Below are 25421 nucleotides of genomic sequence, written 5' to 3' on the forward strand. Positions count from 1 at the left end.
TAGTGGCAGGTGAGTAATGAAAAATGGTTAACATGATGGCTTAAATAGTCAACTTTGTTTCGATACTGATAAGAACTATTGATTGATGAAGCTACAAACCTCTTGGTGAACGCGGGGATCTCCAGCAGCGATGACTTTTCCATCAGAATGCATACCAAGGGCATTGCCTTCCCAATCTGTCATGATTCCCCCCGCACCAGTGAGGATAGGAACTTGCGCCAGAAAATCATAAACACCCATACCTGCTTCAACTGTTAGGTCGATCAAACCACTACTAACGAGGCCATAGTTATAACAGTCTCCACCATAGAGGGGCATTCTGGCATTTTCGCGAACTCGATTGAACTTTGGAAACTCATCTTCTTTAAATAGATGGGGAGAGGTGGTGGCAATTGTGGCGTCAGATAGTTTGGCACAATCTCGTGTGGTTGCCTGAGTGGTGCCCCTGAAGTCCCTAAAAAGGGTTTTGTGTCCTGTTGCGCCTACCCAACGCTCGCCGAGCACAGGCATTGCAAGTATGCCCATGACGGGCTGATTATTGCGTAAAAGAGCAACGAGAGTACCAAAAATGGCGTGGCCGGAAATAAAGCTTCGGGTGCCGTCAATTGGATCTAGCGCCCAGACAAATTCTGCATCCAGATTCTCAGAGCCATGTTCCTCGCCGACTATTCCATGGTCTGGATAGGTTGTGTTGATGAGATCACGCATGGCGCTTTCTGCATTTCTGTCAGCTATGGTGACGGGCGAGTCATCGCTTTTCCCCTCGACATCAAGCGGATGTCTGAAATGTTGGAGGATAACGCCCTGTGCAGCGTCGCAAAGCTTTTCGCCAAGCTGTATAAATTCGTTGGGACAAAGAAAATTGGAACTCATCATGGGGAACCCTGCTTAAATCTAGCTCAAATTGTTGTTAGCAGATTTGTTTTACAATTGTGATGCATAAAAAAGGCGACCCGGTGGGTCGCCTTTTTCAGATGCTTGTTTCTCAGCTTACTCTGGCAGAGCCGCCGGATTGTCGCTTTGCTCGCGCAAGTAAGCGATCAGGTCTGCACGGGCACCAACTTTCTTGAGGCCAGCAAAACCCATCTTCGTTCCTGGGGCATAAGCTTTTGGCTTGGTCAGGAACTCGTTGAGAGCTTCGTAATCCCAAGTTTCACCATTCATGGCAGTTAGAGCATCAGAATAGGAGTATCCATCAACTGAAGCGCGTTGAGAACCAACAACTCCCCAAAGCGCCGGGCCTAATTTGTTCGCGCCGCCACTTTCTACGGTGTGACAGGCAGCACATTTCTTAAATCCTTTTGCACCTGCCGCAACATCGGCAGAAGCAAGAAGGGCGCTTACTGGTTCAATAACTGGGCCAGCAGGGGCTGTCGATGCCGTTTCAGCACCGCTATCAGCGACTTCAACCTTATAGGCATTTTCTTCCAAGTCTTTTGGTTGGTAGAGCATATTCGCTGCAAAACCAGATGCCATTAAGATGATGCCGGCAGTTAGTACTGAGGCAAAAGCCTTATTATTCTCTAAAGACATTCTTCCTGACCCTTTGGGCTTATATTTGAATTTCCGGCAGACAATAGCGTTCTGAAGCCAAGCATTCAATAGTTTCCATTGATTTTTGCCAAGCTTAAGCGGATTTTTTGAATAGTTATAGTGAAAAAAGCGCAAAGCACTTTGTTTTGAAGCGTTTTCTTAACTATGTTAGCGCGAAGAAAAGGATTCTCTCGGTAATTAATGCTTAGGTGAATCTATTAGCTAAATTCATTTGTTAAAGGCCTTTCATGTCTTGTCCTCAAAATCCTGTTGTGTTGATTCCTGCGCGAATGGCCTCTTCGCGTTTGCCAAATAAACCCTTGGCGGATATCGCAGGTTTGCCAATGATTGCCCAGTGTTACAATCGGGCTGTCGAAGCCAAGTTGGGGCCTGTTGTGGTTGCCTGTGCTGAACAGGAAATCGCGGATGCAATTAAAAAGATTGGTGGGCATGCCGTTTTAACAGACCCTGATCACCCCTCTGGCTCTGATCGGATTTACGAAGCGCTGCAAAAGTTTGATCCGGAAAACAAACACGATGCAATCATCAATGTACAAGGGGATTTGCCGACAGTTGAACCGAGATTGATCAAGCAAACTTTTGAGCTTTTGGCAACGGAAGGGGTTGATATTGGTACTTTGGCTGTTGAGATTTCCGAATTGGCTGAACGTGATAACCCAAATGTTGTAAAAGTCGTTGCTGGTTTTGACGCAGGACAAACGGTTTCCCGTGCCCTCTATTTTACAAGAAGCAAGGCGCCTTGGGACGAGGGTAATAATGATCAACCGCTCTATCACCACATTGGTATGTATGCCTATCGACGCGAAGCTTTGGAGAAATTTGTCTCTTTACCTGCATCGCCTTTGGAAAAACGCGAACGATTAGAGCAGCTTCGGGCTTTGGAATCCGGGATGCGCATTGATGTTGCTCTCGTTGACACTGTTCCGCTTGGGGTTGATACTCCTGCGGATCTTGAAAAGGCGCGGCAGATTCTCGCTGGATCCTGAAGTCTTCTATATTGATATGGTCAAAGCCAAATGGCCGAATTGATACGAGAAGCCAAAATTGATTAACTCTATAACTAAGGCCTAAACCAATGACCGATGCTGATAATTTGATCGCCTTTCAGGGCGTCAAGGGTGCAAACTCTGACATAGCTTGTCGAGCGGTATTTCCTGACATGGAAACGCTGCCCTGCTATTCGTTTGAGGATACCTTTGCAGCAGTTCGGAATGGTAAAGCCCGCCTTGCGATGATTCCTATTGAAAATTCCAGTGCGGGACGCGTGGCCGATAATCATCACCTGATGCCAGAATCGGGGTTACATATTATTGGTGAGCATTATCAAAAAATTGAACATCAATTGCTTGCCCCCAAAGGTGCGACTCTGAAAGGTTTGCGTCAGGTTCATTCCCATGTTCAGGCTTTGGCTCAGTGCCGTGAGTTCTTGCGTGAACATGATATAGAGCCGATTGTTGCGGCTGATACAGCAGGGGCCGCCGAACAGGTATCCTTGTGGAATAATAAGGATGTCGGTGCGATCGCGACCTCTATGGCGGGTAAAATTTACGGCCTTGAGACGTTGGGGACGGATGTAAATGATAACGCAGATAATACGACCCGTTTTTTGATTATGGCGCGGGATCCGATTGATCCCGATCCCAAAGACGGTATGGTTGTGACGACATTCGTTTTTAAAGTGCGGTCCGTTCCGGCGGCCCTTTACAAAGCGTTGGGTGGCTTTGCGACCAATGGTGTGAACATTACAAAGCTGGAAAGTTATATCACGGACGGTAGTTTTTCTGTAGCGCAGTTCTATGCAGATGTGGAAGGACATCCTTCGGAACGTCTGGTTCGTCTCGCACTTGAAGAACTGAGTTTCTTCTCGAAAGAAGTTAAAATTCTGGGGGTTTATCCCGCCAATTCTTTCAGGACGCCATCCTGATTAGAAAGTCACAGGACTATTGATGATAAAAGAAAAGCTGGGTCTGCTGCCCAGCTTTTCTTGTTTAAATAGAGATTATTTTTCTTTTAGCCAGTCATCGACTAGAACGCGCGAAATTGAGTCTTTACGCGGAAGATTGAAGGTTTCGTCTTCGGGAGAAGTCAAGAGTTCGTCACGATGGAACCACTTGGCAGATTCAATTTCATTTGAATCCAGAACTAGGGGATCATGACGAGACCCTTCGGCGGTAAAACCAACCATTAAAGATGCTGGAAAAGGCCAAGGTTGGGAAGAATGATAACGGACATTTTTGACCGAGATCCCAACTTCCTCTTTTACTTCCCGGATAACAGTCTGTTCAAGGCTTTCTCCTATCTCAAGGAAGCCAGCCAAAACAGAGTGCCCGCCCGGGCGCCATCCTGCATTGCGGGCAAGCAGGCACCAGTCGCCATCGGTGACACGCATGATCACAGCAGGATCGGTACGCGGATAGTGTAGTTTACCGCAGTTACTCCCCGTGCATTCCAGAACGTGACCGCCTTCTGTAGACCGGGTTGGATTGCCGCAATATCCACAAAAACGATGGTGTTTATGCCAGTGATTAAGACCACGCGCATATGCCATGATTGCGGCGTCTTCTTTATTTAAAAGTGACCAATGGTCCCGCAAGTCAAGAAAGGTGCCCTGCGAAAATTCCGGGGGCGAAAGCTCTGGGGCTGTTTCAGTGTGAGGGAGCATTGCGGCTAAGATGGGTCTGTTGTGCCGAAGGCCAAGAAAAATTACCTCTTCTGCCAGATCAAGAATTTCTCCGGCATGACTGGCGGGAATGAAATAGGGTTCGATGTCATCGCGAGTACTGGTGCCTGCATTAGACGTAAAGAGCCCCATGTGGCGCCAGACGATTGTGACGAGACTATCGGGTGAGTTGCGATAGCTTTGAAGGGTGTCAGGATGGACGCGCAGGTGAGCAGCACGTTCAAGCTCTGACGAGGTATATATATGTAATTTTGTGGTCATGGTCAGAGGGTGTACCAGAGATGTCGATCTGTAAACATTTAGAACGTTCGAAAATTAATTTCCTGCAAAAAGGCTTGCGTTCGCGGCAGAGAAGTCCGATATAGGGGGCGAGAGGTTGGCTATGGGCGTAGCGCTCGCCAACCCGGTCAGATCCGGAAGGAAGCAGCCGTAACGAGTTAGCCGCGGGTCGTGGTTCAGCCTCTCACCTTCTATTTTTGTGATAACTACCTGTATTAACGAGCTTTTAGCTCGTTTTTTTGTGTCCGATCTTCTCTTTTTCAATAACTTTGCCGAGGATGATTGCCTTGATGCTTCAATGGGGTAAAGTGGGGTTATTCGACACAAATCAAGCAGTAGTATGAGCGATATTTCTACAGAACCCGCTGAACCGGATAACGAATCCAACGCGGCTTATCAGGTCTTGGCGCGAAAGTATCGCCCTGCCTCTTTCAGTGATCTCTATGGGCAGAACGCCCTTGTCCAAACGATCACAAATGCGATTGATACTGATCGTCTGGCCCATGCGTTTATTTTAACCGGTGTTCGTGGTGTGGGTAAGACAACATCAGCCCGTATTATTGCCAAAGCGCTGAACTGTGTTGGTGCTGATGGGCAAGGTGGTCCCACCGCTGATCCTTGTGGTGTCTGCGAAAGCTGTACATCTATTGCTCAAGATCGACATGTTGATGTGATGGAAATGGATGCGGCAAGCCGAACGGGTGTTGGCGATATCCGTGAGTTGATCGAATCTGTGCGCTATCGCCCGGTCTCTGCCCGCAAGAAAGTATACATCATCGATGAGGTTCACATGCTTTCTAACAGTGCCTTTAATGCGCTGTTGAAAACACTGGAAGAACCGCCTGAGCACGTTGTCTTTATCTTTGCGACGACAGAAATTCGCAAAGTACCGGTAACCGTTCTGTCCCGTTGTCAACGTTTTGATCTCAGACGTTTGGAGCACGAAGAGCTCATCAAACTTTTCACCATGATCCTTGGCAAAGAGAAAATTGGGTTTGAGGACGAAGCAATCGGACTTCTCGCGCGTGCGGCCGATGGGTCTGCGCGTGACGGATTATCGTTGCTTGATCAAGCCATTGCTTTAGGCGGTGGTGAAAAGATAGAGAGCGAACCTATCCGTCATATGCTTGGGATGGCGGACCGAACTCGGATTTTCGATCTTTATGACGCGCTGATGCAAGGGGATTGCCCTGAATCGCTGAATATTTTGTCCGATCTCTACAACGGAGGGGCTGAACCTCTTGTTGTGATGAAGGATCTTCTGGAGCTGAGCCATCTTTTGACGCGAGCTAAACTGGTTCCTCAAACGTTGGAAATGCCGGGTATACCCGAAGCCGAACGCGTTCGTGGTGGCGAGATGTGCACAAAGCTCTCAATGCCTCTACTTGCGCGAACCTGGCAAATGCTGCTGAAAGGATTGGGGGAAATTCAAATTGCGCCTCATCCTTTGCAAGCAACTGAAATGGTCATTATTCGTCTGGCCTATGCGAGTAATCTTCCTACGCCGGGGGATCTCATAAAAAAGCTCCAGGACGCTCCAGCGGGTAACGCCCCTGCTGGCGGCGTCCAAAATAGAGCTGGCGGCGAAGGCAATAGAATAACATCGAATTTACAGACATCCGCTCGTGGAATGGCAAATGGCGGGCAAGCCGTGGCCATGGACCCGAGTGTTGTTGCTTTATCTGGAGCAGCAACAAAACCAGAATTGGTGGTGGATAACACTTCTCCTGATATCGAGTTTGAAGAAGAGGTGTATGCAACCCCGAAAACCTTTCGGGATGTGATTAATCTTGCACGGGATAGGGGGGAGAGAATTCTGTCCGCTTATCTTGGAAACGATGTCCATCTGATTCGCTTTAGTCCGGGCGAAATAGAGTATAAGCCTGCCGAGAATGCGCCTCGTGATTTGTCTGCAAAAATCCAACGCCATCTGAGCGAGTGGACAGGAGCGAAGTGGAAAGTCATCGAGAGAGCAAAAGACGGTGTTGATACCATCCGGGCGCAGGAAAAGCAGATTAATAAGGCACTTGATGATAAAGCAATGCAGGATCCACTTGTTTTATCTGTCCTTAAATTATTCCCGGGTGCAAAATTAATCAGCCGAAAAGGCTTGATGCCTGATAACTATGTAGTAGAAAGCGTGGATGAAAAGTCCTTGATTGATCAAATCATGGACCCAGATATGGAAGACCCGGATCTTGATGATGCGGAGCTGCTACAACGCCTTAATAACGGAGATGAAATCTGATGAAAAATCTGGCCGGCTTAATGAAGCAAGCTCAGCAGATGCAGAGCAAAATGGCGGAAATGCAAGAAGCTTTGGCTGACTTGGAAATCGAAGGCGCTGCGGGCGCAGGCATGGTCAAAGTGGTTATGAGTGGTAAGTATAATCTGCGGTCTATCAAAATTGACCCGTCACTGATTAATGCTGATGATGTTGAAGTTCTTGAAGACTTGATCCTTGCCGCTGTGAACGACGCAAGCTCAAAAGTCGAAGTGACCACACAGGAAAAAATGCAAGATGTAACTGGTGGCCTCAATCTTCCAGCTGGCATGAAGTTACCGTTCTAGGCCGGCATGCATGGCTAAAACCGAGATTGACCGTCTGACACAACTTCTTTCGCGCTTACCAGGGCTCGGGCCAAGGTCGGCGCGAAGGGCTGTGCTTTTTTTAATGAAAAAGCGCGAAAGTCTGATGCTGCCGCTTGCGAAAGCAATGACTGACGCAGCTGCGAGCATTACAAATTGTCGGACATGTGGTAATCTTGATACAGAAAACCCCTGTACTATTTGTCAGAGTCCTAAAAGAGATCATAGTAAAATCTGTGTTGTTGAAGAGGTTGGTGATCTTTGGGCGTTGGAGCGAAGTGGCGCATTTAAAGGCCTGTACCACGTTTTGGGCGGCACGTTGTCTGCGCTTGATGGACGAGGGCCAGCTCAGTTGAATGTTAATCAGTTGTTGGATCGCGCAGGTGAAACACATGTGCAGGAAATTATTCTTGCTCTGAGTGCGACTGTAGATGGCCAGACAACAGGGCATTATCTCACTGAATGTCTGGCAGGATATGAGGTCGATGTTTCCAAACTGGCCCATGGTGTTCCCGTCGGGGGAAGTTTGGACTATCTGGATGATGGAACGCTTACCGCAGCTTTGAAAGCACGTCGATCAACGGGCTAAGTTATTGTCTGCAATTGATATAATTAAATTATTCTTCAATTTATGATTGCAAGAGGCTGTTGTTCTCATTACGAAATAGATGCCGAAATGTATCTATTCTATTTGTGGGGAAATATGTCTAAATTTACGGTTTTGTTTTCAACGGCTTCATTGCTTATTTTAAGTGCTTGTCAAACAACGAATAGTGGATGGACTGACTGGGAGGGAATTCCCAAAAATGAGGCTGTTCTTAACTGGAAGCAAACTAAAAATACATCTCTTTATGCACGAAAAGTAACCCATAGTGGTACCTATCAGGAAGAATGGGTGTGGGATGGTGGTAGTATGTTAATCACCAAGGCTGGGCATGCTCGCCATTACAGAATTAAGATAGATCAAAAAGAATTTGGCAAGTTAATGTCTGACTGGAATGACTTTGAGAAAAGTGCCCCAAAGCTCAATCCTGCTGACGTTAATATCCTGACTAATCAGTATGGTAAGTTTTACTATGCTGAACTTGAAAATGATAAAAGCGCAGAGTGTATCACTTTTATGCAGGCCGTAAGATCGGCGACACCTGCCGGCTATAATCACACTCCTCATCCGACAGGATTTTTTATGGGGTACGACTGTGGTGATGAACGTTTTACCGTTTCTGATATCGTTGATTTTGCCAATACTCTTAATTACAAAAAAGGTCATGTAAAGACCGTAAACTAGATCTTGTTTATGATAAATCGCTCGTGACCAGAGTTGTTTCTTGCATGCTAAGGCAAGGTTTATGTCTTATTGCTGTCATGCTTTTGTCGTAATGCAATAGCATCTTGGCAATCAATCGTAATAACGTCAAAGCTGAGGAGCTGACATAATGACCGCCTCAAGATTATTTTCTGCTAATTACTTAGCGGTTGCTTTGTTGGGTGCATTCTCTTTGAGTACCTTCGCAAGTGCTCAAGAGATCCCCATTGGAGCAAATGCCAATCAATCTACTGCGCTGGTGTTCTACAGTAATAATTTGGGGCAGGTTAGCCAGACACGTCGTAGTAAACTGTCAACAGGCGGAAGTACTTTGGCGCTGGAGGATGTCAGTCCTCATCTTTTGCTTGATAGTCTTTTCATTGCGGGAGAAGGGCTTCGTGTACGAGAGCAACGTCTTGATCAGCAAGTTCTCTCTCCGCAGCGATTGTTAGAAGCGTCCTTAGGTAAAACCGTAACCTTGATTCGGACTAATCCCGAAACTGGTGAAGAACGCGCGCTAAAAGCAGATGTTTTGGCTGTTCGTGAGGGGGTGGTTCTAAGGGTTGAAGATAAAATTGAGACCGGAATTTCGGGTCGTCTTGTTTATGATTCGATACCTGAAGGATTAAGAGCGGGTCCAACACTACTTGCTGTTGTGGAAAGCGCAAAAGCCGGCGACAAGGACCTTAAGCTGACCTACCTCACAGGTGGTTTGGACTGGCGCGTGACTTATGTCGCGGATCTAGATCCCAGTGGTGAAAAGTTATCATTGAAAGCAATGGCAACTTTGACCAACCAAACAGGTGTTGAGTTTGTTGATGCAGATGTTCGATTGGTGGCGGGTAATGTAAAGCGTGTTCAGCCTGCCCCGGCTCCACGAATGGCGATGATGGGTGCTGAAAGCGATGTGATGTTTTCTAAGGCAGAATCATCAATGCCGCAACGCCAATCTGTGGCTGATCGGGATGTCTATCGCCTGCCGGGCAAGATTGATATCGGTGGTGTCGAAACGAAACAGGTGACCTTGCTTGAAAATGATGCTGTTGACATTGAAAAACGCTATCGTTTTCAACAGTTGATCCAGCCCTATCCCGGTGCTGATGAAACGGGTCGCCAACAAGCTGACATTGTTTTAAAGGCTGAAAACACCGAAGACAAAGGTCTTGGTCAACCGCTTCCCGGGGGCACTATCCGTGTTTATCAGCAAGTTAAAGATGCTAATTCATCTATTTTTATGGGTGAAGAGCACATGCGGGCTGTTCCGAAAGGAGAAGAGTTTGAATTGGTGATCGGTTCTGCGAACCAAGTCACAGGGAACGGTAAACAGCTTTCCTATGAAAACCTCTCGCGAAACAGCTATCAACTGACCCAAGAAATTACCTTGCGAAATAGTGGCGACAAAGCTGTGTCTGTTGACGTTGTCGGAAATATGCCACGAAATTGGAAAATTCTGAACGAAAGCGTCAAGCACGAGAAAAAGTCGGCGAACAAGGTTATCTGGACTCTTGATATCCCTGCTGAAGGTAAAGTCTCTTTTGATTACAAACTCAGGGTTTCCAACGAATAAGCGATAACGGATTCATTTATGTATTAGATAGAAGAGGCGATTCTTTATTCTGAGGTTCATCTGATTCGTCATTATCCAAAAACTCTGTCAGGTTTCCTGGCAGAGTTTTACTGGCTTTTGCCCCCATTTTCTGTAGTTGGTCGACTTGCTTGACGATGTTGCCTCGGCCACTTGAGAGCTTTTTGAAAGCCTCATCGTGGCTGAGCTGTGCTTTGGTCAGAAAATCCCCAACCTTGTTCAAATCTTCTGCAAAGCCAACAAACTTGTCGTATAGTTTTCCAGCTCTTTCGGCAATTTTCTGGGCATTTTGATTTTGGTCTTCATAACGCCAGATGTTTTCGACCGTTCTTAGGGCGAGTAATAAGGTAGAGGGTGTCACTATAACAACATTCTTTTCCAAGGCTTGCCCAACAAGGTCCGGTTGGTGTTGGACTGCCGTGCTGAAGGCCCCTTCGATGGGCATAAACAACAGGACATAATCCAATGACCGAATAGTTTCTAGATCTTGGTAGGATTTCTGCGAGAGGTCTTTTACGTGATTTTGGATCGATGTGACATGTTCGGCAAGGGCGATATCTTTTTGATCGTCCTCTTCAGAAGAATGAAAGCGTTCGTAGGCCGTCAGGGACACCTTTGAATCAATTACGATGTCTTTGCCATTGGGTAGGTGAACAATGACATCCGGGCGATAGCGCTTGCCTTCTTCGGTATTCATTGACTGCTGGACGTCATATTCACGCCCTTTGCTCAAGCCTGATTTTTCCAGAACCATTTCCAGAATCATTTCACCCCAGGCACCCTGTGTTTGGCTTTGTCCTTTGAGGGCTTTGGTTAGGTTATTGGTATCTTCGCTGACTTGTTTGTTAAGGTCGGCCAGTCTTTGTACTTCCTTATGCAGAGAAAAACGTTCCTTTGATTCCTTGTCATAGGTTTCTTCAACGCGCTTTTGAAATCCCTGAATGTTTTCTTTCAAGGGATTTAAAAGCATTTCCAGGCCTTTTTTGTTCTGCTCGGTGAACTTTTGCGATTTTTCATCCAAAATGCGATTGGCAAGGTTTTCAAACTGCTCTGTAAGCTTTATCCGGGCCTCATCTAGAATTTGTAACTTCTCTGTTTGCGCTTCACGTTCCTTATTGAGCGTTGTTCGCATTTCTGCCTTTTCGCTATCCAAACGTGCCATGAGGTTCCGCAAATTAAGATTGTCCTTTTCAAGAGTTTTTGTTTGATCAATTAGCTCTGGAATGCGAGACGCTTTTTGTTCTTCTGTGGCGGCACGGGTGATGGCGTCAGTATAGGCTTCATGCAGCTCTTCGCGTTCTGTGCGTAACTTTATGTATTCTGCCTGTTGCTTTTCCAACTCTAGAGAGAGTTCTTGTTTCCTATCTGCAAGGCTTTGGTTTAACGCATTTAATTCAGAGTTTTGTCCTCTTGTTTTAAGGTTGATAAGCAGGCCAATGATAAGTGCGATACCGAAACCAGCGGTGGCGCCAGTCAGGAGAACAGTGAGATCCATAGGTTATCCAATTGGGTGTAAAAGGAACATTTTGCGATTCGAAACTAAGTCTAGCATGGGCTAGATGGCTTCGTCAGTAGAGGCTTTTGTATCAGGCTTTGCTTGACCTGACGGCTATGAGGCAATACCTAAGAGAAAAGAGCTGAATCTTATCAATTTTAAGACGTCAGTGTATCAAATTTAATATGTAAAAATAGCGAGTAATCATGGCTATTCTTGATATCGTCATCGCCCCGGACCCGGTCCTCAAAGTCGTTTGTGAACCCGTTAAAGAAGTGAACGATGAAATTCGTGAGCTGCTGACCAGTATGCTTGAAACGATGTATAAAGCGCCTGGGATTGGCCTTGCTGCTTGTCAGGTTGGTGTGACCAAGCGGGTTATTGTTGTCGATGTTAGTGATGATAAAGAAGAAAATCAGCCCTATTGTATGGTAAACCCGGAAATTACTTGGGAATCAGACGAGTATTCGGTTTATCAGGAAGGCTGTCTTTCTTTGCCAGAACAGTACGCTGATGTCGAACGCCCGGCTGCGATCAAAATGACTTATCTTGATGAGACAGGGAAGAAGATTGAGCTTGAGGCTGATGGTCTTTTGGCAACCTGTATCCAACATGAAATTGATCATCTTGATGGTGTGCTTTTTGTTGATCATATCTCAAAGCTAAAGCGCGGAATGATTATGAAGAAGCTGAAGAAAGTCGTCGCGGCAAAGGAAGCGGGATAATCGCTTGGTTTGCCTGCGGCTCTGAGAACGCGAAATTAAGCAAACAACATGATAAAGAACGAAACAAGGAACATGGGATGAAACCGTTACGTATCGTTTTTATGGGAACCCCGGATTTTTCCGTTCCTTGTTTGCAGTCCCTGGCGAAAAACGGGCACGAGATTGTCGCTGTCTATAGCCAGCCGCCGCGTCCGGCTGGGCGAGGACAGAAAGAAAAGCTGTCGCCTGTTCACGCCTATGCTGCCGATCAGGGCTGGCCTGTCTTTACACCGAAGACATTTAGAAACTCTGATGTTCAGGACACTTTCAGAAAGCATAACGCTGATGTGGCAGTGGTGGTTGCCTATGGGCTTATCTTGCCGACAGAAGCTCTTTATGCACCGAAAATGGGATGTGTGAATGTGCATGCTTCTCTGCTGCCTCGTTGGCGCGGAGCTGCCCCTATTCAGCGTGCGATCGAAGCGGGTGATGCTGAAAGCGGTGTTTGCATTATGCAGATGGTTGAAGAACTTGATGCGGGCGATGTCATTCTCGAAGGCAGGATCGATATTACATCAACAACAACGGCGTCTAAGTTGCATGATGCGCTTTCGGCACTTGGTGGTAAATTGATCGTTGAAGCTCTTGTCGGGCTTGAAAACCGCGACTTGGTTCCGACACCCCAACCCGAAGAAGGTGTGACTTACGCTAAAAAATTATCCCGGGATGAAAGTGAATTAGACTGGACGCAACCAGCCCAAAACCTTGAACGGAAAGTGCGGGCCTTGACCCCATGGCCGGGTGTACATTTCACTTACCAAGGGGATCGTTTTAAAGTTCAGGCAGTTTCTTTTGTTGAAAATCTTCACAATGCTGTACCGGGAACTTTACTTGATGATGAGCTGTTGGTCGCCTGTGGCGAGGATGCGCTGCGGATTGAGAAACTACAGCGTCCGGGAAAAGGCGTTATGGACCGCAAAGCATTCTTGAATGGATTCCCACTGAAAAAAGGGACAAATTTGATGCAGGCTCACGAAACTAAAGGCGTATAATGCCTCGTTATAAACTCACCATTGAATATGACGGGACAGATTTTTTTGGTTGGCAACGCCAAAAGGAGCAAATTTCTGTTCAGGAAGTATTGGAAGAAGCGATTTTCAAGTTCTGTGGCGAGCGGGTAAATGTTTTTGCCTCGGGACGGACAGATAGTGGCGTGCATGCCCTAGGGCAGGTTGCATCTGTCGATCTGGAAAAGGATTTTCCTGCGCACAAAGTAAGGGAAGCGATTAATTTTCATATCCGACCGGCGAAGGTTGCCGTATTGGACGCGGAAATTGTCGATGGTGATTTTCATGCCCGGTTTTCTGCGACAGAACGCAGTTACCTCTATCGTATCATTAACCGCCGGGCGCATCTTGTTCTTGATCATAACAAAGCGTGGTTTGTTCCGCAGAAACTGGACGTACACGCGATGCATGAAGCGGCACAGGTTCTGGTTGGTGTTCATGATTTTACTTCTTTTCGTGCCAAGGATTGTCAGGCGAAATCTCCGGTTAAATCCATTAACCAGATTTCAGTCACCCAACAGGCGGACGAAATTCGCATTGAATTATCTGCCCGCTCATTCCTCTATCATCAGGTGCGTAATATCACAGGATCTTTAAAAAAGGTCGGCATGGGCAAATGGACAAAAGAAGATTTGAAACGGGTTTTGGACGCAAAAGACCGTAGTCAGGCTGGTGAGATGGCACCAGCTTGGGGGCTTTATTTTGTCTCTGTTGGCTTTGATCCGTTATCAGAGGATGATGTTGCTCATGATCCGACTGTTGGCAAAGAACCAACGGCGTAATAATCATAGATTAAGTTCGTTACAAATACATCATGTCCTGATTAAGAGTGAGTATTGCTTGCCCTAGGATGATATAAAAAAGGACGAAGGCAGTAGCTGAAAACCAACCAGTTTCTAGTGTTGTTTTTGTCATATAAGCTTGTGCTATAAGCACGTACAATAGGATGATCAGGTATAAAAAGGCCCCTAAAGAATCTGGTAGGTAATTTGTTTGTAAAACAAAGAACAATAACGTGAAAGCGAGTAATTGCCACACTTGTAGCCAATTGAAATGGATTATAAATTGGCCAAACAAGTTTTCTTTTTTATGCAGAACTAACAGCAGATGCATCATTATTGGATAGGCAATCCAGCTTATGATATAAAAGAGCGAATCAATAAGGAATAGAGCAAAAAGATCGACAGTTGGCTCTGGTTCCAGCGGTTGGGCAATCGTTAAATAGATTGTGCCGGGGATACAAAGAACCGCTGCAAAAAATGATTTCCAAAAGGCCTCTGTATTCACAGTTGTTTGCGTTATCTGTGCGCCGTTAAACCGCATATATTGCAAAGCGTCGCCTAGGTTGGTTTTTATTTCTGCGAGAGTTGGGATCACGCTTTGAAATATCCCCTTAGCATTGTTTCATAGGTCTTGGATAAACTTTCGAGTTCTTGGACTGTACAGTGTTCATCGACTTTATGAGCAGTATCATTTAATAGGCCAAATTCAGCAACTGTCGCGTAATCTTTGATAAAACGCGCATCCGACGTTCCGCCGGATGTGCCCAGCTCCGTTTTAACACCTGTTACATCTTGAATAGACGTGCCGATCAGGTCGCTGAAAGGACCTGGGGGGCACAAAAACGATTCCCCAGAGACGCGAATTTTTAGATCATAGTCAAAATCAGCCCGGTGTAGGCGTTCGCGTACCCAGGCTTCAATGTGGTCTGAGGTATAGAGATCATTAAAACGAACATTGAAATTCGCCGTGATATCAGCAGGGATCACGTTTGTTGCCGGATTACCAACATCAACGGTTGTTAATTGAAGGCTTGAAGGCGGGAAGTGTTCTGTTCCGCTATCCAATGGTTCCTGCAACAGATTGTGCAGCATGTTGATGGCGGGATGTAGCGGGTTGCTAGCCAGCTGGGGATAGGCCGTATGTCCCTGCACACCACGGACGGTTAGGGCGAAGTTCATAGATCCACGACGACCAATTTTGACCATATCGCCAAGCACAGTATTGCTTGTTGGTTCCCCGACAAGACAGACGTCCATCTTCTCGCCTTTATCAGTCATCCAGTCGAGAACTTTGCGTGTTCCGTTTAGGCCAACGCCTTCCTCGTCCCCTGTAATAATCAGGTTTAGTGAACCATTTAGGTTTTGACCTTGAGGTGATTTCAAGAAACGGGTCAATGCAGCGACGTAAGCCCCGATAGAGCCTTTCATGTCGACGGTGCCGCGTCCAATTAGTTTGTCATCAACAACAGTGCCGCCAAAGGGATCAACGCTCCAGGCGTTAGCATCACCAACGGGAACGACATCGGTGTGTCCCCCGTATCCAAACACGGGGCCGTTATTGCCTAATCGGGCATAGAGGTTATCAACGTCATAGGTTTCTGCGCAACTAAATGGCAAACGTTGACATTCAAAACCCAAGGGCTTTAAAAGCGATTCCATGAGGTCGAGAGCCCCTCCTTCTGTAGGCGTGACAGAGGGGCATCTGATAAGTGCCTGACTGACTTCTAAGGCAGAGGCGGGGTTCTCGACGGTCATTTATTTTCGCTCCGGTCTTCGTTAGTCACGTAAAAGATCATTGATTGATGTTTTTGAACGCGTGCGCTCGTCAACACGTTTCACAATAACGGCACAATATAGGTTCGGCCCCGGTGTTCCATCGGCAAGTGGCTTGCCTGGAAGTGTACCAGAAACAACCACGGAATAGGCTGGAACCCGACCCATGAAAATTTCACCGGTTTCACGGTCAATAATTTTGGTGGATGCGCCGATATAAACGCCCATGGAAAGAACGGAACCTTCTTCAATAATAACGCCTTCGGCAACTTCGGCTCGGGCACCAATGAAGCAATTGTCTTCAATAATAACTGGACCAGCCTGTAGCGGTTCCAAAACGCCACCGATACCAGTGCCGCCGGATAGGTGAACGTTCTTGCCGATCTGCGCGCAAGAGCCAACAGTTGCCCAAGTATCAACCATGGTACCGCTATCAACATAAGCGCCTAGATTAACAAAGCTTGGCATCAGGACAGCACCGGGAGCAATATAAGCTGAACGGCGCACGATGCTGCCGGGAACAGCACGGAAACCTGCGGATGCAAATTGATCGCCGGACCAACCTTCAAATTTGGAGGGAACTTTATCCCACCAGTTTGTGGCTTCGCCGGGACCACCAGCGATGAGAGACATATCGTTGAGGCGGAATGACAAGAGGACAGCTTTTTTTAGCCATTGATTGACGATCCAACCGTCTGGACCTTTCTCGGCAACGCGACGCTGACCTGAATCCATAAGCATAAGAGCTTCGTCTACGGCTTCGCGAACTTCGCCTGTTGTTGCTGCGCTTACCTGGTCTCTGTTTTCCCAGGCACTTTCAATGCTATTCTGGATATCAGTATTCATAATGATATGTCCCATCGTCGACTGTTATCTGATTGAGCCCTCGCGGCTTTGGAGGGGACAATGCGGTAGAGGTTATTCTCTTGTCAAACGCTTACAGGCTCTGAAGCCGATGTTATACGATTTATGGCTTTTGGGGCGGGTTTATCCCTAATTTGAAACTGATTTCATAGATTATTCAGCCAACTCACGAGATCGTCTGTGTGGTGATGAATAAAATCAGCAATCTGCCCTTTATCATCGGTTGCCCCCACGGATGCCCAATCTATATCTGTTTTGACCCACACCGTTGTCATTCCCATTTCAGCCGCAGGTTTTAAATTTTTGGCAGAATCTTCGAAAAATACAGATCGGGTGGGGTCGATGCCATGTTTTTTGATGATGTCGTCATAAGGGAATTGTGATGGTTTGGGTATGTAATCTGCATCTGCAATGTCGTAAATTTCTTCGAAATGATGACTAACCCCTAAGCGATCCATTACATTTGATGCGTGAATGTTGGATGCATTGGTAAAGATCAGCTTCCGACCAGGCAGATTTGTAAGCGCTTTATTGAGTGCCTCGTTCTGTGAAATCACACCAAAATCGATATCGTGGACATAATTGAGATAGCGATCTGGTGCCAAATCATGATTGACCATGAGACCTTTCAGCGTCGTGCCATACTGATGGAAATAATCCTTTTGAACTTTTTTGGCTTCAATTGGGTCGAGATCAAGAAATTCTTGTATAAAACTTCCCATCCGCTGTTCAATCTGCCCGAACAAATTGGACGAAGCTGGGTAGAGTGTATTATCCAGATCAAATAACCAGACATCTCTGTCGTCTAAGCTCGCCATTTTTCACTTTCCAATCGTCGAACATTCACCTGCGTAATAAGAATCCCTAGTCAGATTTTTATGATTAGCCAAGCAAGAATCGCTTTTGCACTATTTAAATATGCAAAATCACAAGTTTAAGTTGGTGTTAACTGTGGTGATTTAAACTTGGCCCTGAACAGTATCTGTGAGGTGCCGAGAAGGCTCCGCCAGGAAAGATAAAAATGAATAAGAGTGTTGATTTGCCAAATAAAACCGACAAGGAACTATGGGATGTTACCATACCAGGCGGCCCCTTTGCTGATTTTCCTGGGGCAGTTCTTTTCGTTGAAAGAAACGGTCGTGTTTCCAGTGCAAATGAACAGGCTGATTTACTGTGTACCTTTATTAAACGCGGGGGATCAGAAGAGTACCGGGATGCGCTGCAATCGGCATTGAGTGGGCGAGCTGCACAGGTGAACCCTTTGCTCGTGCGAGAAGGGAAGGATGAGAATAGCCGTGTCCTTGGCGCTTTTGATCTTGCCTTGTTACCTTGGTCTGACGGGGCATCCGCGCTTTTGCTTGGACGTAATATTTCTCTTGAACGTAACTTGCGCGCTGCGCTGATTGAATCCAGGCAACGTTATCGTGATCTTCTTGAAGCCGCGTGCGATTTCGCGTGGGAGACTGATAAAAAAGGAAAAATCAGTTTTATTACCCCGGAAGGAGGTTTGGGATTTTCTTCTACTGAGTTGTCAGGTTCAGATGCAGAAACCCTGTTTGCTGATCCATCGTCAGTTGTTACTAACCCCTTTTCCTGTAAGATTCCTTGCGAGGAGGAAGAAATTTGGGTCAAAGACAACTTTGGTGACGAGCGGTGCTTGTTAGTAACGTCGATGCCTCTTTGGGGCGATCGTAGAATATGGCACGGGAATCGAGGGTTTTGTCGTGATATCACAGAATTACGTCACGATGAATTATTGCGGGCTAACGAGATTCATCGTGAACGTGTCTATAATAGAATCCTGGAAATTGCGCGTAGTGAAATGGTGCCGATGCGAATGTTGGTATCTGTCGCAAATTGTCTGATCCCCGCGTTACCCGTGGATGCTGTGATGATTAGCCATTTTGACGGCGATATATGGCAGGCTGTTGCAGAGGAAGGTGAAGCACTACAACTGGATGCGATTGCGCGGGTCCAAGCTGCAATGGAAATGGGCGAAACCGTTTATCAGGAAACCAGTTCTGATGGTATTCTTGTTGCTGTTTGTACTAAATTTCGGGGTCAGTTAAATGGATTTACTTGTCTGTGGCGTAAGGGGAATCGGGCTTCTTGGTCCCCTGGGGAAGGTGAACTTCTTGAGCGTGTACAAGTTCAAATTGGTATTTCGCTGCAACAATACGGCCATCATAAAGAGCTTCAAGCTCTATCCAGTACAGACCCGTTAACAGGGCTTTTGAACCGGCGACACTTTGAACACCTGCTAGATGGTTTTATCGAAGATAATCTTGGTGATGAAAAAACACATTTATTACTCTATCTCGATCTGGATAATTTCAAGTATGTAAACGATGCTTATGGGCATCAAGAAGGAGACAAGGTTCTCAAGGATTTTGCGGAAATCTTAAAAAGTAAAACAAGGCGGAATGATTGGATCTCGCGTTTGGGGGGGGATGAATTCGTATTGTTCTTACCGGCTGTTTCCGAGGGCGAGGCGCAAGTCAAAGCGCAAGATCTTTTGGACGCGCTTATTCCTGCGTTTTCCAGAAAAGATGACCCCAAGTGGTCTTTGAGTGCTTCTGTTGGTGGATATCTTTTTTCGGCACAGAAGGATACGAATCTATCCGATTTGTTATTACATGCAGATGAGGCCATGTACCGAGTGAAACGATCTGGCAAAAATGGCGTTTATGTCGTGAAAGAAAATAATGATGAGGTTGATTAATGAGTAAGTCAGCTGATTCTTCAAAGGGTGGTAAAAGAATGCAAGCAGCGTTGGCGTATGAAGACGCAAAAGAAATGGCTGAAAGCAAAGATAGTGACGTCAGGTTGTCATTGGCCAATCGCAAGGATATTCAACCGGAAATTCTTTATTATTTAGCTGATGATGATAATGCCAATGTACGTCAGGCAATTGCCTCTAACGCTTTAACGCCGAAACAAGCTGATCTGTTGCTTGCAAAGGATAATGACAGTCAGGTTCGTATGGAACTTGCCGAGAAAATTGGTAAGCTGGCACCTGAACTGGATCGAAAAACACAAAGAAAAGCGTATGATTTTGTTATAAAAACCCTCGAAATACTTGTTGAAGATCAGCAAGATAAAGTTAGAGAAGTTATTTCTGAGGCTGTCAAAGAGTTAGACACAATTCCTGTCGCTATCGTCCGTAGGCTTGCCTGTGATGAGGTCGATAGTGTGGCATCTCCGGTTCTTCAATCCTCGCCGATTTTAACCGACGAAGACTTGTTGAAAATAATCTGGGATGGTGTGAGAGGCTCACGGTTAAAAGCTATTTCCCGGCGGTCTAATCTCGGCGAAAACATTACAGATGCTATTGTTGAAACCAAAGATCACGACGCGATTGCTACGATGCTTGATAACCAATCAGCGCAAATTCGCGAGGAAACGTTGGATCTATTGGTTGAACAAGCCCCTGAGGTTCAGGCTTGGCACGAACCACTTGTGAAACGTCCTAAACTTTCACCTCTTTCTTTGAAACGCTTGGCTGGTTTTGTTGCTGAAACTTTGTTGGAGAACTTATTAGACAGGCCAGATATGGATCCAGAAGTCTCTACTGCTATTGGCTTGGAAGTCCGTAAACGGATGGAGGTAGATAATGTTCTCCAGGAAAACATTGATTCTGAAGATGAGAAAGCAATAGAGAGTGAAGTTGAAAAACTGTATAAATCGGGAAAGTTGACAGAAGACCTTATAACGACGCGGTTACATTGTGGTGACCGTGAATTTGCTATTCAGGCTCTTGCCAAAGTTGCTGATCTACCGCCTTTGGTCGCGCGCAGAATGGTTCTTTCGAGGGCTGCAAAAACAGTCGTGGCCTTGGTTTGGAAAGCTGGATTTTCTATGGAGTTGGCAAATATTGTTCAATTACGGTTAGCAGGGATTCCACCACAACAGTCGATTAAAGCTGATGAGAATGGCGAAGCTCCTATTTCTGATAAAGAGTTGGATTGGCAAGTTACCCTATATCTTGATGATGCCGAATAGCCAGTAACTCACCAATCTTGACTTTCTGTCCGAGATTTCTCTTGGTGGATTTTTTTGTCAGGGGGCTGATCTCCCCCCAAAAAAAAAGTATTTGAATAAGAAACCTTACCGATTTCTAGGCCTTTTTGATCATCGTGCCTATGCCGCAATCGGTGAATATTTCTAACAGCATGGAATGCGCAATTCGACCGTCAAGGATGACAGCCGCATCAACACCACCACGAACTGTTTCCAGGCAGGTTTCAAGCTTTGGAATCATGCCGCCACTGATTGTTCCGTCTTGCATAAGCTCTGCTGCTTTTGACATTGTGAGCTCAGAAATAAGTGTTCCTTGTTTATCCAAGACACCGGCAACGTCAGTCATTAGTAACAGGCGTGATGCACCAACGGCAGCAGCAATGGCCCCAGCTGCGGTATCGGCATTGATATTATAGGTTTCACCATTTGGTCCGTACCCAATAGGAGCGATCACAGGAATCATGCCTGATCTATCTAACTCGAGAAGGAAGTTCGGATTAATTTCTTCGGGTTCACCAACAAATCCGAGATCAAGAACCTTCTCGATATTTGAATCCTGATCTTTAATTGTTCGTTGCAGTTTTTTTGCTCTGATAAGGCTTCCATCTTTTCCCGAAACCCCAACCGCAGTTCCTCCAGCTTTGTTAATTGCCGCGGTGATGCTTTTGTTGATCTTGCCAGAGAGAACCATTTCAACGATTTCAACAGTCTCGGCATCGGTTACTCGCAACCCGTCAACAAATTCGCTGTTTACAGCAAGTCTTTTCAACATTTCACCGATTTGCGGTCCCCCACCATGAACGACAATGGGGCTTATACCAACTTGCTTTAACAGAACGATGTCGTGGGCAAATTTGTCTGCTAGATCTGCGTCACCCATTGCATGGCCGCCGTATTTTACGACAACTTTTCTGCCAGAATAACGTCGCATAAATGGCAAGGCCTCTGAAATTGTTTGGGCTGTTCTAAGCCACTTTCTGGGGTCCTTGGCATGTTTGGTTGTCATCTTGGCGACCTTTGAATTCGTTATGTTAAGTATGGAATAAGGTACTTGATAGGGATGTGGTTGTTAACGGGTAAAAGGTTATAGCGAAATATTACCCAGGTGAAAACACAGTCGTTTATCTACTTTGTTCTGTCAGTGCGGCAATGCTTGCGCGAAGCTCGGCAATACCAATAGATTTTGCCGATGATGTTTTCATAATTTGGGGGTGCGCGGCAGGGCGTTTGGCAAGTTCGGCTGCAAGTTTCTTTTCAACTTCGGCAAGGGGTGTCGGTTTGATCTTGTCTGTCTTTGTCATGACGACCTGATAGGAAACGGCACAGGTGTCGAGTTCATCCATTATTTGTCGGTCACTGTCTTTGGCACCGTGACGTGAATCGATCAAAAGTAAAATACGTTTCAGCTCTGCGCGTCCACGAAGGTAGTTGCGGGTCAGGTTTGTCCAATAGGCGATATCAGATTTAGAGGCCTGTGCATACCCATACCCCGGAAGATCAACCAGCATGAGCTTCTGTCCAAGGTCAAAGAAGTTTAATTGACGGGTTCGACCAGGCGTGTTCGATGTCCGCGCCAGTGTTTTTTGACCTGTCAATGCGTTTACCAAACTCGATTTTCCAACATTAGAACGCCCTGCAAACGCTATTTCTGGCAGCCCGTAATTACCGATGTGTTCATCTTTCGTAGCACCGAGAATAAAATCACAGGATTTCGCGAAAAGTAATCGACCAGCTTCCAGCATCGCGGGATCGTCTTCGGGATTATCAAAGCGAGTGCCGGAATTTTGAATATCGTCAGTCATTATCTTCTCCTCTGCCCCCTACATCTTAAACTGGGTAATCATATTATATTTGAGAGCGGGGTGATGAATAGTCTTTGTTCTTGCTTTCGGCAAGGAATAACGCAAAAGGCCCTGACTTAGTGTCAGGGCCTTTCAATATCGATTTTGCAAAAACGTGGATTAACTTTTTGTTTCTGCAGGCGTGCGTCCCAAAGGAACACCAGCCTTTTTCATAATCACAGCTTGCTGAATAATGGAAAGTAGGTTGTTCCATGTCCAGTAAATCACGAGCCCGGCCGGGAATGTTCCGAGAAGGAAAGTGAAGAACAATGGCATGAACAGGAAGACTTTCGCCTGTACAGGATCTGTTGGCTGTGGGTTCAACTGTTGCTGCAAGAACATGGAGATACCCATCAGCACAGGCCAGATGCCGATATTCAGGAAGGCAATCAGTGTGTCTGCTTCTGGAATTCCCCATGGGAACAGGCCAAAGCCGTTCACCAGTGAAGTCGGATCAGGAACAGATAGATCATGAATCCAGCCGTAGAATGGAGCTTGACGCATCTCTAGGGTTACAAAGAGAACTTTGTAGAGAGAGAAGAAAATCGGAATCTGGATAACGATGGGCAAACACCCAGCCATCGGGTTGACTTTCTCTTGCTTGTAGAGAGTCATCATTTCCTGATTAAGCTTTTGACGATCGTCACCAAATTTCTCGCGTAGGGTGACCAACTTAGGTTGTAGCTTACGCATTTTCGCCATGGAAACATAAGACTTGTTTGCCAAGGGGAAGAGGAAAAGTTTGATAATAACGGTCAGAGCCATAATAGAGAGGCCAACATTACCGACAATGCTCGTGAGCCAGTGAAGGGCGTAGAAGAAAGGTTTGGTAATGTAATAGAACCAACCGAAATCCACAGCAAGATCAAGATCTTGAATGCCGAGGTCATCAGTGTATTGATCAATCAAAGGAACTTCCTTGGCACCAGCAAAGAGGTTGCTGCTGAATTCAAGCGTTCCGCCTGCAGGGACAGCTTCTACATTGTAAAAATAGTCAGCCTGATACCTATCAGGACCGTTTTTGCCGCTGTAAATAAACCGTGTGCTTATTTCTTTGCTTTGATCAGGGATCAGGGCTGTAAGCCAGTATTTATCTGTGATACCAAGCCATCCGCCTGTGCTCGGCAAAGTAACGTTACCATCTTCTTTCAAATCCGAATAATCGACTTCTGTCAGGCTACCACCTAGAACACCGATTGGACCTTCGTGGAGAATATAATATCCCAGAGTTTCTGGCGTATTTGTTCGCGAAACAAGGCTGTAGGGAGCTAAATCAACAATGCCGTTTGATGTGTTCACGACACGTTGTTTGATGCTGATCATGTAGCCGTCGTCAATGGAAAGCTCTCGCTCAAACTTGAGGCCTGAACCGTTATTCCATGTCAGGGTGACAGGGCTTTGAGGTGTCAGGCTTGTGTTTGCTGTAGTCCAGATTGTCTTATTGTCTGGAACGGCAAGGTTTCTGTCGGAAGAAATCCACCCGAAATCCGCGTAATAAGGATTCTTTGTCTGTGCAGGAGAGAGAAGAACAACGTTCGGGCTGCCTTCTTCAATGCTTGTCTGATAATTCTTGAGAACCAAATCATCAATCCGACCACCTGTGAGGGAAATACTGCCCTCAACAGTTGGTGTGTCGATTGTGATTCGCTTTGCATCTGCCAAAGCTTCTTCTCTTGGACGGCCTTCGATGAGTTTCAGAAGGTTATTTGTTCCACCAGGTACTTCGGGGATCGAGCTATCAGAAGCGATGTTTGCTTGTGATTGTTGCTGCTGTTGTGCAGCTTCTCTGGCAGCAATTTGCTCAGGGCTTGGCGGGAAGAAGTATTCTTGTGCAAAAGTCCAGCCAAAAAGAATGACAGCGGACAAGACGACAGCAAGAAGAATATTACGTTGATCTTCGTTTTGCATCAGTGATCGGCTCAACGGTTGTTCGTGACATGACAATCATCGCAATGATCGTTGTCAGATGGTTCTGGTACAGGATCATAACCGTAACCACCCAAGGGATGGCAACGAGAAAGACGTTTCAGGGCTAACCAACCACCCCGTAATGCGCCATGCGTGACAATTGCCTCGCTTGCATATTCAGAGCATGTGGGATGGTAACGGCAGCTTGCGGGAGTATAGGGAGAGATTCCGTATTGGTACAGCTTTACGAACCCTAAAAGGAGTGCACGTAATATTTTCAATACTGTGTCCTCTCATTACTCGGGTATCAGCTCTGTGGCCTTTTGGGACCTGATGCTTTCTTTCGATCTGTTTTAACCCGTTGTAGGGATATCTTCAGATCGTTTTTAAGATCATCATATGGGCGAAACAATGTTGTTTTTCGTCCGATCAGAACGTAATCGTGATCAGCTTTCCCATATTCGGAAAGTATTTCTGCTGCAGCGGCACGTAAACGACGTTTCACCCGGTTTCTGATTACAGCATTACCAACTTTCTTGGTAACTGTGAAACCAATGCGAATAGCGCCAGACCTATAAAGCTCTTCTGAGTTAGAAGAGCTTTCAGGTTGACGCCGCATGGCTTGAAGAATCAAGCCGGGTGTGACCCATTTATTATGCGTCGCTGCTACCCGAAGAAATTCGGATCGCCTTTTGAGCTTTCCGACTTCGAGCATCATAGTCTTAAGCGGATAGACGCTTACGACCTCTTGAGCGACGGTTAGCTAGGACGCGGCGACCGCCGACGGTAGCTTTACGGGCGCGAAAGCCATGGCGGCGTTTACGAACCAATACGCTCGGCTGAAAAGTGCGCTTCACTGTAATTCTCCGTTATCCGGAAGGTTATTGAAAATAGTGGTCGGTGTATAAGCGGGCACTGAGCATCTGTCAACGCCTGTCAGTCAGATTCAATGGATTCCCTCAAAAAACAGAAAC

Annotated in this window: 26 protein-coding genes and 1 other RNA gene; 13 read left to right on the forward strand and 14 right to left on the reverse strand. The window is 46.3% G+C overall.

Annotation, left to right across the window (positions count from 1 at the left end; all coding sequences use genetic code 11):
• Positions 1–75: 75 nt before the first annotated feature.
• Together hisN and ACN0W5_RS02570 are read right to left on the reverse strand one after the other, a co-directional pair.
• A complete protein-coding gene (hisN, locus tag ACN0W5_RS02565; protein ID WP_417452688.1) occupies positions 76–873 on the reverse strand; it encodes a histidinol-phosphatase in 798 nt (265 codons plus the stop codon).
• 117 nt (positions 874–990) lie between these two features.
• Positions 991–1533: a c-type cytochrome gene (locus tag ACN0W5_RS02570; RefSeq protein ID WP_417452689.1), complete on the reverse strand. Its 543-nt coding sequence runs from the start codon at positions 1531–1533 to the stop codon at positions 991–993.
• Positions 1534–1781: 248 nt separating this feature from the next.
• Here ACN0W5_RS02570 and ACN0W5_RS02575 point away from each other — a divergent pair, with 248 nt between their 5' ends.
• Both ACN0W5_RS02575 and ACN0W5_RS02580 read left to right on the forward strand, forming a co-directional pair.
• The gene (locus tag ACN0W5_RS02575; RefSeq protein WP_417452690.1) at positions 1782–2540 is read left to right on the forward strand and encodes a 3-deoxy-manno-octulosonate cytidylyltransferase; all 759 of its coding nucleotides are present in this window, start codon (positions 1782–1784) and stop codon (positions 2538–2540) included.
• A gap of 89 nt (positions 2541–2629) precedes the next feature.
• Positions 2630–3478: a prephenate dehydratase gene (locus tag ACN0W5_RS02580; RefSeq protein WP_417452691.1), complete on the forward strand. Its 849-nt coding sequence runs from the start codon at positions 2630–2632 to the stop codon at positions 3476–3478.
• Between the two features lie 75 nt (positions 3479–3553).
• On the opposite strand, the gene nudC is transcribed toward ACN0W5_RS02580, so the two are convergent.
• Entirely contained in the window at positions 3554–4495 is a 942-nt protein-coding gene (gene nudC, locus ACN0W5_RS02585) for an NAD(+) diphosphatase (protein ID WP_417452692.1), read from the reverse strand.
• A gap of 109 nt (positions 4496–4604) precedes the next feature.
• Between nudC and ffs the strand changes: the two genes are divergently transcribed.
• The 6 genes from ffs (at position 4605) to ACN0W5_RS02615 (ending at position 9975) form a co-directional block, all read left to right on the forward strand.
• Positions 4605–4702: signal recognition particle sRNA small type (gene ffs, locus ACN0W5_RS02590), an RNA gene on the forward strand.
• A 151-nt stretch (positions 4703–4853) separates the two neighbouring features.
• A complete protein-coding gene (locus ACN0W5_RS02595) occupies positions 4854–6761 on the forward strand; it encodes a DNA polymerase III subunit gamma/tau (RefSeq protein ID WP_417452693.1) in 1908 nt (635 codons plus the stop codon).
• Positions 6761–7084 carry a YbaB/EbfC family nucleoid-associated protein gene (locus ACN0W5_RS02600; RefSeq protein WP_299378704.1) on the forward strand — a complete coding sequence of 108 codons (324 nt, stop codon included), beginning with the start codon at positions 6761–6763 and terminating at the stop codon, positions 7082–7084. Before ACN0W5_RS02595 ends, ACN0W5_RS02600 begins: the two co-directional genes overlap by 1 nt.
• A 10-nt stretch (positions 7085–7094) precedes the next feature.
• Positions 7095–7691 carry a recombination mediator RecR gene (gene recR / locus ACN0W5_RS02605; RefSeq protein ID WP_417452694.1) on the forward strand — a complete coding sequence of 199 codons (597 nt, stop codon included), beginning with the start codon at positions 7095–7097 and terminating at the stop codon, positions 7689–7691.
• 114 nt (positions 7692–7805) lie between these two features.
• On the forward strand, positions 7806–8390 hold the full coding sequence (locus ACN0W5_RS02610; protein WP_417452695.1) for a hypothetical protein: 585 nt from the start codon (positions 7806–7808) through the stop codon (positions 8388–8390).
• Between the two features lie 148 nt (positions 8391–8538).
• Positions 8539–9975, forward strand: a complete 1437-nt coding sequence (locus ACN0W5_RS02615) for a DUF4139 domain-containing protein (RefSeq protein ID WP_417452696.1) — start codon at positions 8539–8541, stop codon at positions 9973–9975.
• A gap of 16 nt (positions 9976–9991) precedes the next feature.
• Here the strand turns inward: ACN0W5_RS02615 and rmuC are convergent, their stop codons facing one another.
• Complete coding sequence (gene rmuC / locus ACN0W5_RS02620) at positions 9992–11488, reverse strand: DNA recombination protein RmuC (RefSeq protein WP_417452697.1); 1497 nt, start codon at positions 11486–11488, stop codon at positions 9992–9994.
• Between the two features lie 206 nt (positions 11489–11694).
• Between rmuC and def the strand changes: the two genes are divergently transcribed.
• The 3 genes from def to truA all read left to right on the forward strand — a co-directional run bounded on the left by def (position 11695) and on the right by truA (position 14041).
• A complete protein-coding gene (def, locus tag ACN0W5_RS02625; protein ID WP_299375886.1) occupies positions 11695–12213 on the forward strand; it encodes a peptide deformylase in 519 nt (172 codons plus the stop codon).
• Between the two features lie 77 nt (positions 12214–12290).
• Positions 12291–13244 carry a methionyl-tRNA formyltransferase gene (gene fmt, locus ACN0W5_RS02630; RefSeq protein WP_417452698.1) on the forward strand — a complete coding sequence of 318 codons (954 nt, stop codon included), beginning with the start codon at positions 12291–12293 and terminating at the stop codon, positions 13242–13244.
• Complete coding sequence (gene truA, locus ACN0W5_RS02635) at positions 13244–14041, forward strand: tRNA pseudouridine(38-40) synthase TruA (RefSeq protein ID WP_417452699.1); 798 nt, start codon at positions 13244–13246, stop codon at positions 14039–14041. The genes fmt and truA overlap by 1 nt, the downstream gene beginning before the upstream one ends.
• Positions 14042–14060: 19 nt before the next feature.
• Here truA and ACN0W5_RS02640 read toward each other — a convergent pair whose 3' ends face one another.
• The 4 genes from ACN0W5_RS02640 to ACN0W5_RS02655 all read right to left on the reverse strand — a co-directional run bounded on the left by ACN0W5_RS02640 (position 14061) and on the right by ACN0W5_RS02655 (position 17496).
• Positions 14061–14546 carry a hypothetical protein gene (locus tag ACN0W5_RS02640; RefSeq protein WP_417452700.1) on the reverse strand — a complete coding sequence of 162 codons (486 nt, stop codon included), beginning with the start codon at positions 14544–14546 and terminating at the stop codon, positions 14061–14063.
• A gap of 86 nt (positions 14547–14632) precedes the next feature.
• Positions 14633–15796, reverse strand: a complete 1164-nt coding sequence (gene dapE, locus ACN0W5_RS02645; protein WP_417452701.1) for a succinyl-diaminopimelate desuccinylase — start codon at positions 15794–15796, stop codon at positions 14633–14635.
• A 21-nt stretch (positions 15797–15817) separates the two neighbouring features.
• The gene (dapD, locus tag ACN0W5_RS02650; protein WP_417452702.1) at positions 15818–16660 is read right to left on the reverse strand and encodes a 2,3,4,5-tetrahydropyridine-2,6-dicarboxylate N-succinyltransferase; all 843 of its coding nucleotides are present in this window, start codon (positions 16658–16660) and stop codon (positions 15818–15820) included.
• 164 nt (positions 16661–16824) lie between these two features.
• On the reverse strand, positions 16825–17496 hold the full coding sequence (locus ACN0W5_RS02655; protein WP_417452703.1) for a pyrimidine 5'-nucleotidase: 672 nt from the start codon (positions 17494–17496) through the stop codon (positions 16825–16827).
• Positions 17497–17699: 203 nt separating this feature from the next.
• Here ACN0W5_RS02655 and ACN0W5_RS02660 point away from each other — a divergent pair, with 203 nt between their 5' ends.
• Positions 17700–19400 (forward strand): diguanylate cyclase, encoded by a 1701-nt coding sequence (locus ACN0W5_RS02660; RefSeq protein WP_417452704.1) that lies wholly within the window; start codon positions 17700–17702, stop codon positions 19398–19400.
• Positions 19400–20680, forward strand: coding sequence for a DUF2336 domain-containing protein (locus ACN0W5_RS02665; protein ID WP_417452705.1), 1281 nt, complete (start codon positions 19400–19402; stop codon positions 20678–20680). Before ACN0W5_RS02660 ends, ACN0W5_RS02665 begins: the two co-directional genes overlap by 1 nt.
• A gap of 115 nt (positions 20681–20795) precedes the next feature.
• Here the strand turns inward: ACN0W5_RS02665 and argB are convergent, their stop codons facing one another.
• The 6 genes from argB to rpmH form a co-directional block, all read right to left on the reverse strand.
• The gene (gene argB / locus ACN0W5_RS02670) at positions 20796–21704 is read right to left on the reverse strand and encodes an acetylglutamate kinase (protein ID WP_417452706.1); all 909 of its coding nucleotides are present in this window, start codon (positions 21702–21704) and stop codon (positions 20796–20798) included.
• 115 nt (positions 21705–21819) lie between these two features.
• Entirely contained in the window at positions 21820–22500 is a 681-nt protein-coding gene (yihA, locus tag ACN0W5_RS02675; protein ID WP_417452707.1) for a ribosome biogenesis GTP-binding protein YihA/YsxC, read from the reverse strand.
• Between the two features lie 159 nt (positions 22501–22659).
• Complete coding sequence (yidC, locus tag ACN0W5_RS02680) at positions 22660–24462, reverse strand: membrane protein insertase YidC (RefSeq protein ID WP_417452708.1); 1803 nt, start codon at positions 24460–24462, stop codon at positions 22660–22662.
• The gene (gene yidD / locus ACN0W5_RS02685; RefSeq protein WP_417452709.1) at positions 24459–24728 is read right to left on the reverse strand and encodes a membrane protein insertion efficiency factor YidD; all 270 of its coding nucleotides are present in this window, start codon (positions 24726–24728) and stop codon (positions 24459–24461) included. Before yidD ends, yidC begins: the two co-directional genes overlap by 4 nt.
• A 26-nt stretch (positions 24729–24754) precedes the next feature.
• Entirely contained in the window at positions 24755–25165 is a 411-nt protein-coding gene (gene rnpA / locus ACN0W5_RS02690) for a ribonuclease P protein component (RefSeq protein ID WP_417452710.1), read from the reverse strand.
• A 4-nt stretch (positions 25166–25169) separates the two neighbouring features.
• Complete coding sequence (gene rpmH, locus ACN0W5_RS02695) at positions 25170–25304, reverse strand: 50S ribosomal protein L34 (protein ID WP_082113995.1); 135 nt, start codon at positions 25302–25304, stop codon at positions 25170–25172.
• Between the last annotated feature and the right edge of the window lie 117 nt (positions 25305–25421).

The organism is Kiloniella sp. (genome assembly GCF_048270245.1).
In the GTDB taxonomy this organism is placed as follows: domain Bacteria; phylum Pseudomonadota; class Alphaproteobacteria; order Kiloniellales; family Kiloniellaceae; genus Kiloniella.

Excerpts from the sequence above, each read along its gene's own strand:
- hisN (WP_417452688.1), bottom strand. The coding sequence starts at position 873 with ATGAGTTCCAATTTTCTTTGTCCCAACGAATTTATACAGCTTGGCGAA.
- ACN0W5_RS02570 (WP_417452689.1), bottom strand. The coding sequence starts at position 1,533 with ATGTCTTTAGAGAATAATAAGGCTTTTGCCTCAGTACTAACTGCCGGC.
- ACN0W5_RS02575 (WP_417452690.1), top strand. The coding sequence starts at position 1,782 with ATGTCTTGTCCTCAAAATCCTGTTGTGTTGATTCCTGCGCGAATGGCC.
- ACN0W5_RS02580 (WP_417452691.1), top strand. The coding sequence starts at position 2,630 with ATGACCGATGCTGATAATTTGATCGCCTTTCAGGGCGTCAAGGGTGCA.
- nudC (WP_417452692.1), bottom strand. The coding sequence starts at position 4,495 with ATGACCACAAAATTACATATATATACCTCGTCAGAGCTTGAACGTGCT.
- ACN0W5_RS02595 (WP_417452693.1), top strand. The coding sequence starts at position 4,854 with ATGAGCGATATTTCTACAGAACCCGCTGAACCGGATAACGAATCCAAC.
- ACN0W5_RS02600 (WP_299378704.1), top strand. The coding sequence starts at position 6,761 with ATGAAAAATCTGGCCGGCTTAATGAAGCAAGCTCAGCAGATGCAGAGC.
- recR (WP_417452694.1), top strand. The coding sequence starts at position 7,095 with ATGGCTAAAACCGAGATTGACCGTCTGACACAACTTCTTTCGCGCTTA.
- ACN0W5_RS02610 (WP_417452695.1), top strand. The coding sequence starts at position 7,806 with ATGTCTAAATTTACGGTTTTGTTTTCAACGGCTTCATTGCTTATTTTA.
- ACN0W5_RS02615 (WP_417452696.1), top strand. The coding sequence starts at position 8,539 with ATGACCGCCTCAAGATTATTTTCTGCTAATTACTTAGCGGTTGCTTTG.
- rmuC (WP_417452697.1), bottom strand. The coding sequence starts at position 11,488 with ATGGATCTCACTGTTCTCCTGACTGGCGCCACCGCTGGTTTCGGTATC.
- def (WP_299375886.1), top strand. The coding sequence starts at position 11,695 with ATGGCTATTCTTGATATCGTCATCGCCCCGGACCCGGTCCTCAAAGTC.
- fmt (WP_417452698.1), top strand. The coding sequence starts at position 12,291 with ATGAAACCGTTACGTATCGTTTTTATGGGAACCCCGGATTTTTCCGTT.
- truA (WP_417452699.1), top strand. The coding sequence starts at position 13,244 with ATGCCTCGTTATAAACTCACCATTGAATATGACGGGACAGATTTTTTT.
- dapE (WP_417452701.1), bottom strand. The coding sequence starts at position 15,796 with ATGACCGTCGAGAACCCCGCCTCTGCCTTAGAAGTCAGTCAGGCACTT.
- dapD (WP_417452702.1), bottom strand. The coding sequence starts at position 16,660 with ATGAATACTGATATCCAGAATAGCATTGAAAGTGCCTGGGAAAACAGA.
- ACN0W5_RS02655 (WP_417452703.1), bottom strand. The coding sequence starts at position 17,496 with ATGGCGAGCTTAGACGACAGAGATGTCTGGTTATTTGATCTGGATAAT.
- ACN0W5_RS02660 (WP_417452704.1), top strand. The coding sequence starts at position 17,700 with ATGAATAAGAGTGTTGATTTGCCAAATAAAACCGACAAGGAACTATGG.
- ACN0W5_RS02665 (WP_417452705.1), top strand. The coding sequence starts at position 19,400 with ATGAGTAAGTCAGCTGATTCTTCAAAGGGTGGTAAAAGAATGCAAGCA.
- argB (WP_417452706.1), bottom strand. The coding sequence starts at position 21,704 with ATGACAACCAAACATGCCAAGGACCCCAGAAAGTGGCTTAGAACAGCC.
- yihA (WP_417452707.1), bottom strand. The coding sequence starts at position 22,500 with ATGACTGACGATATTCAAAATTCCGGCACTCGCTTTGATAATCCCGAA.
- rnpA (WP_417452710.1), bottom strand. The coding sequence starts at position 25,165 with ATGATGCTCGAAGTCGGAAAGCTCAAAAGGCGATCCGAATTTCTTCGG.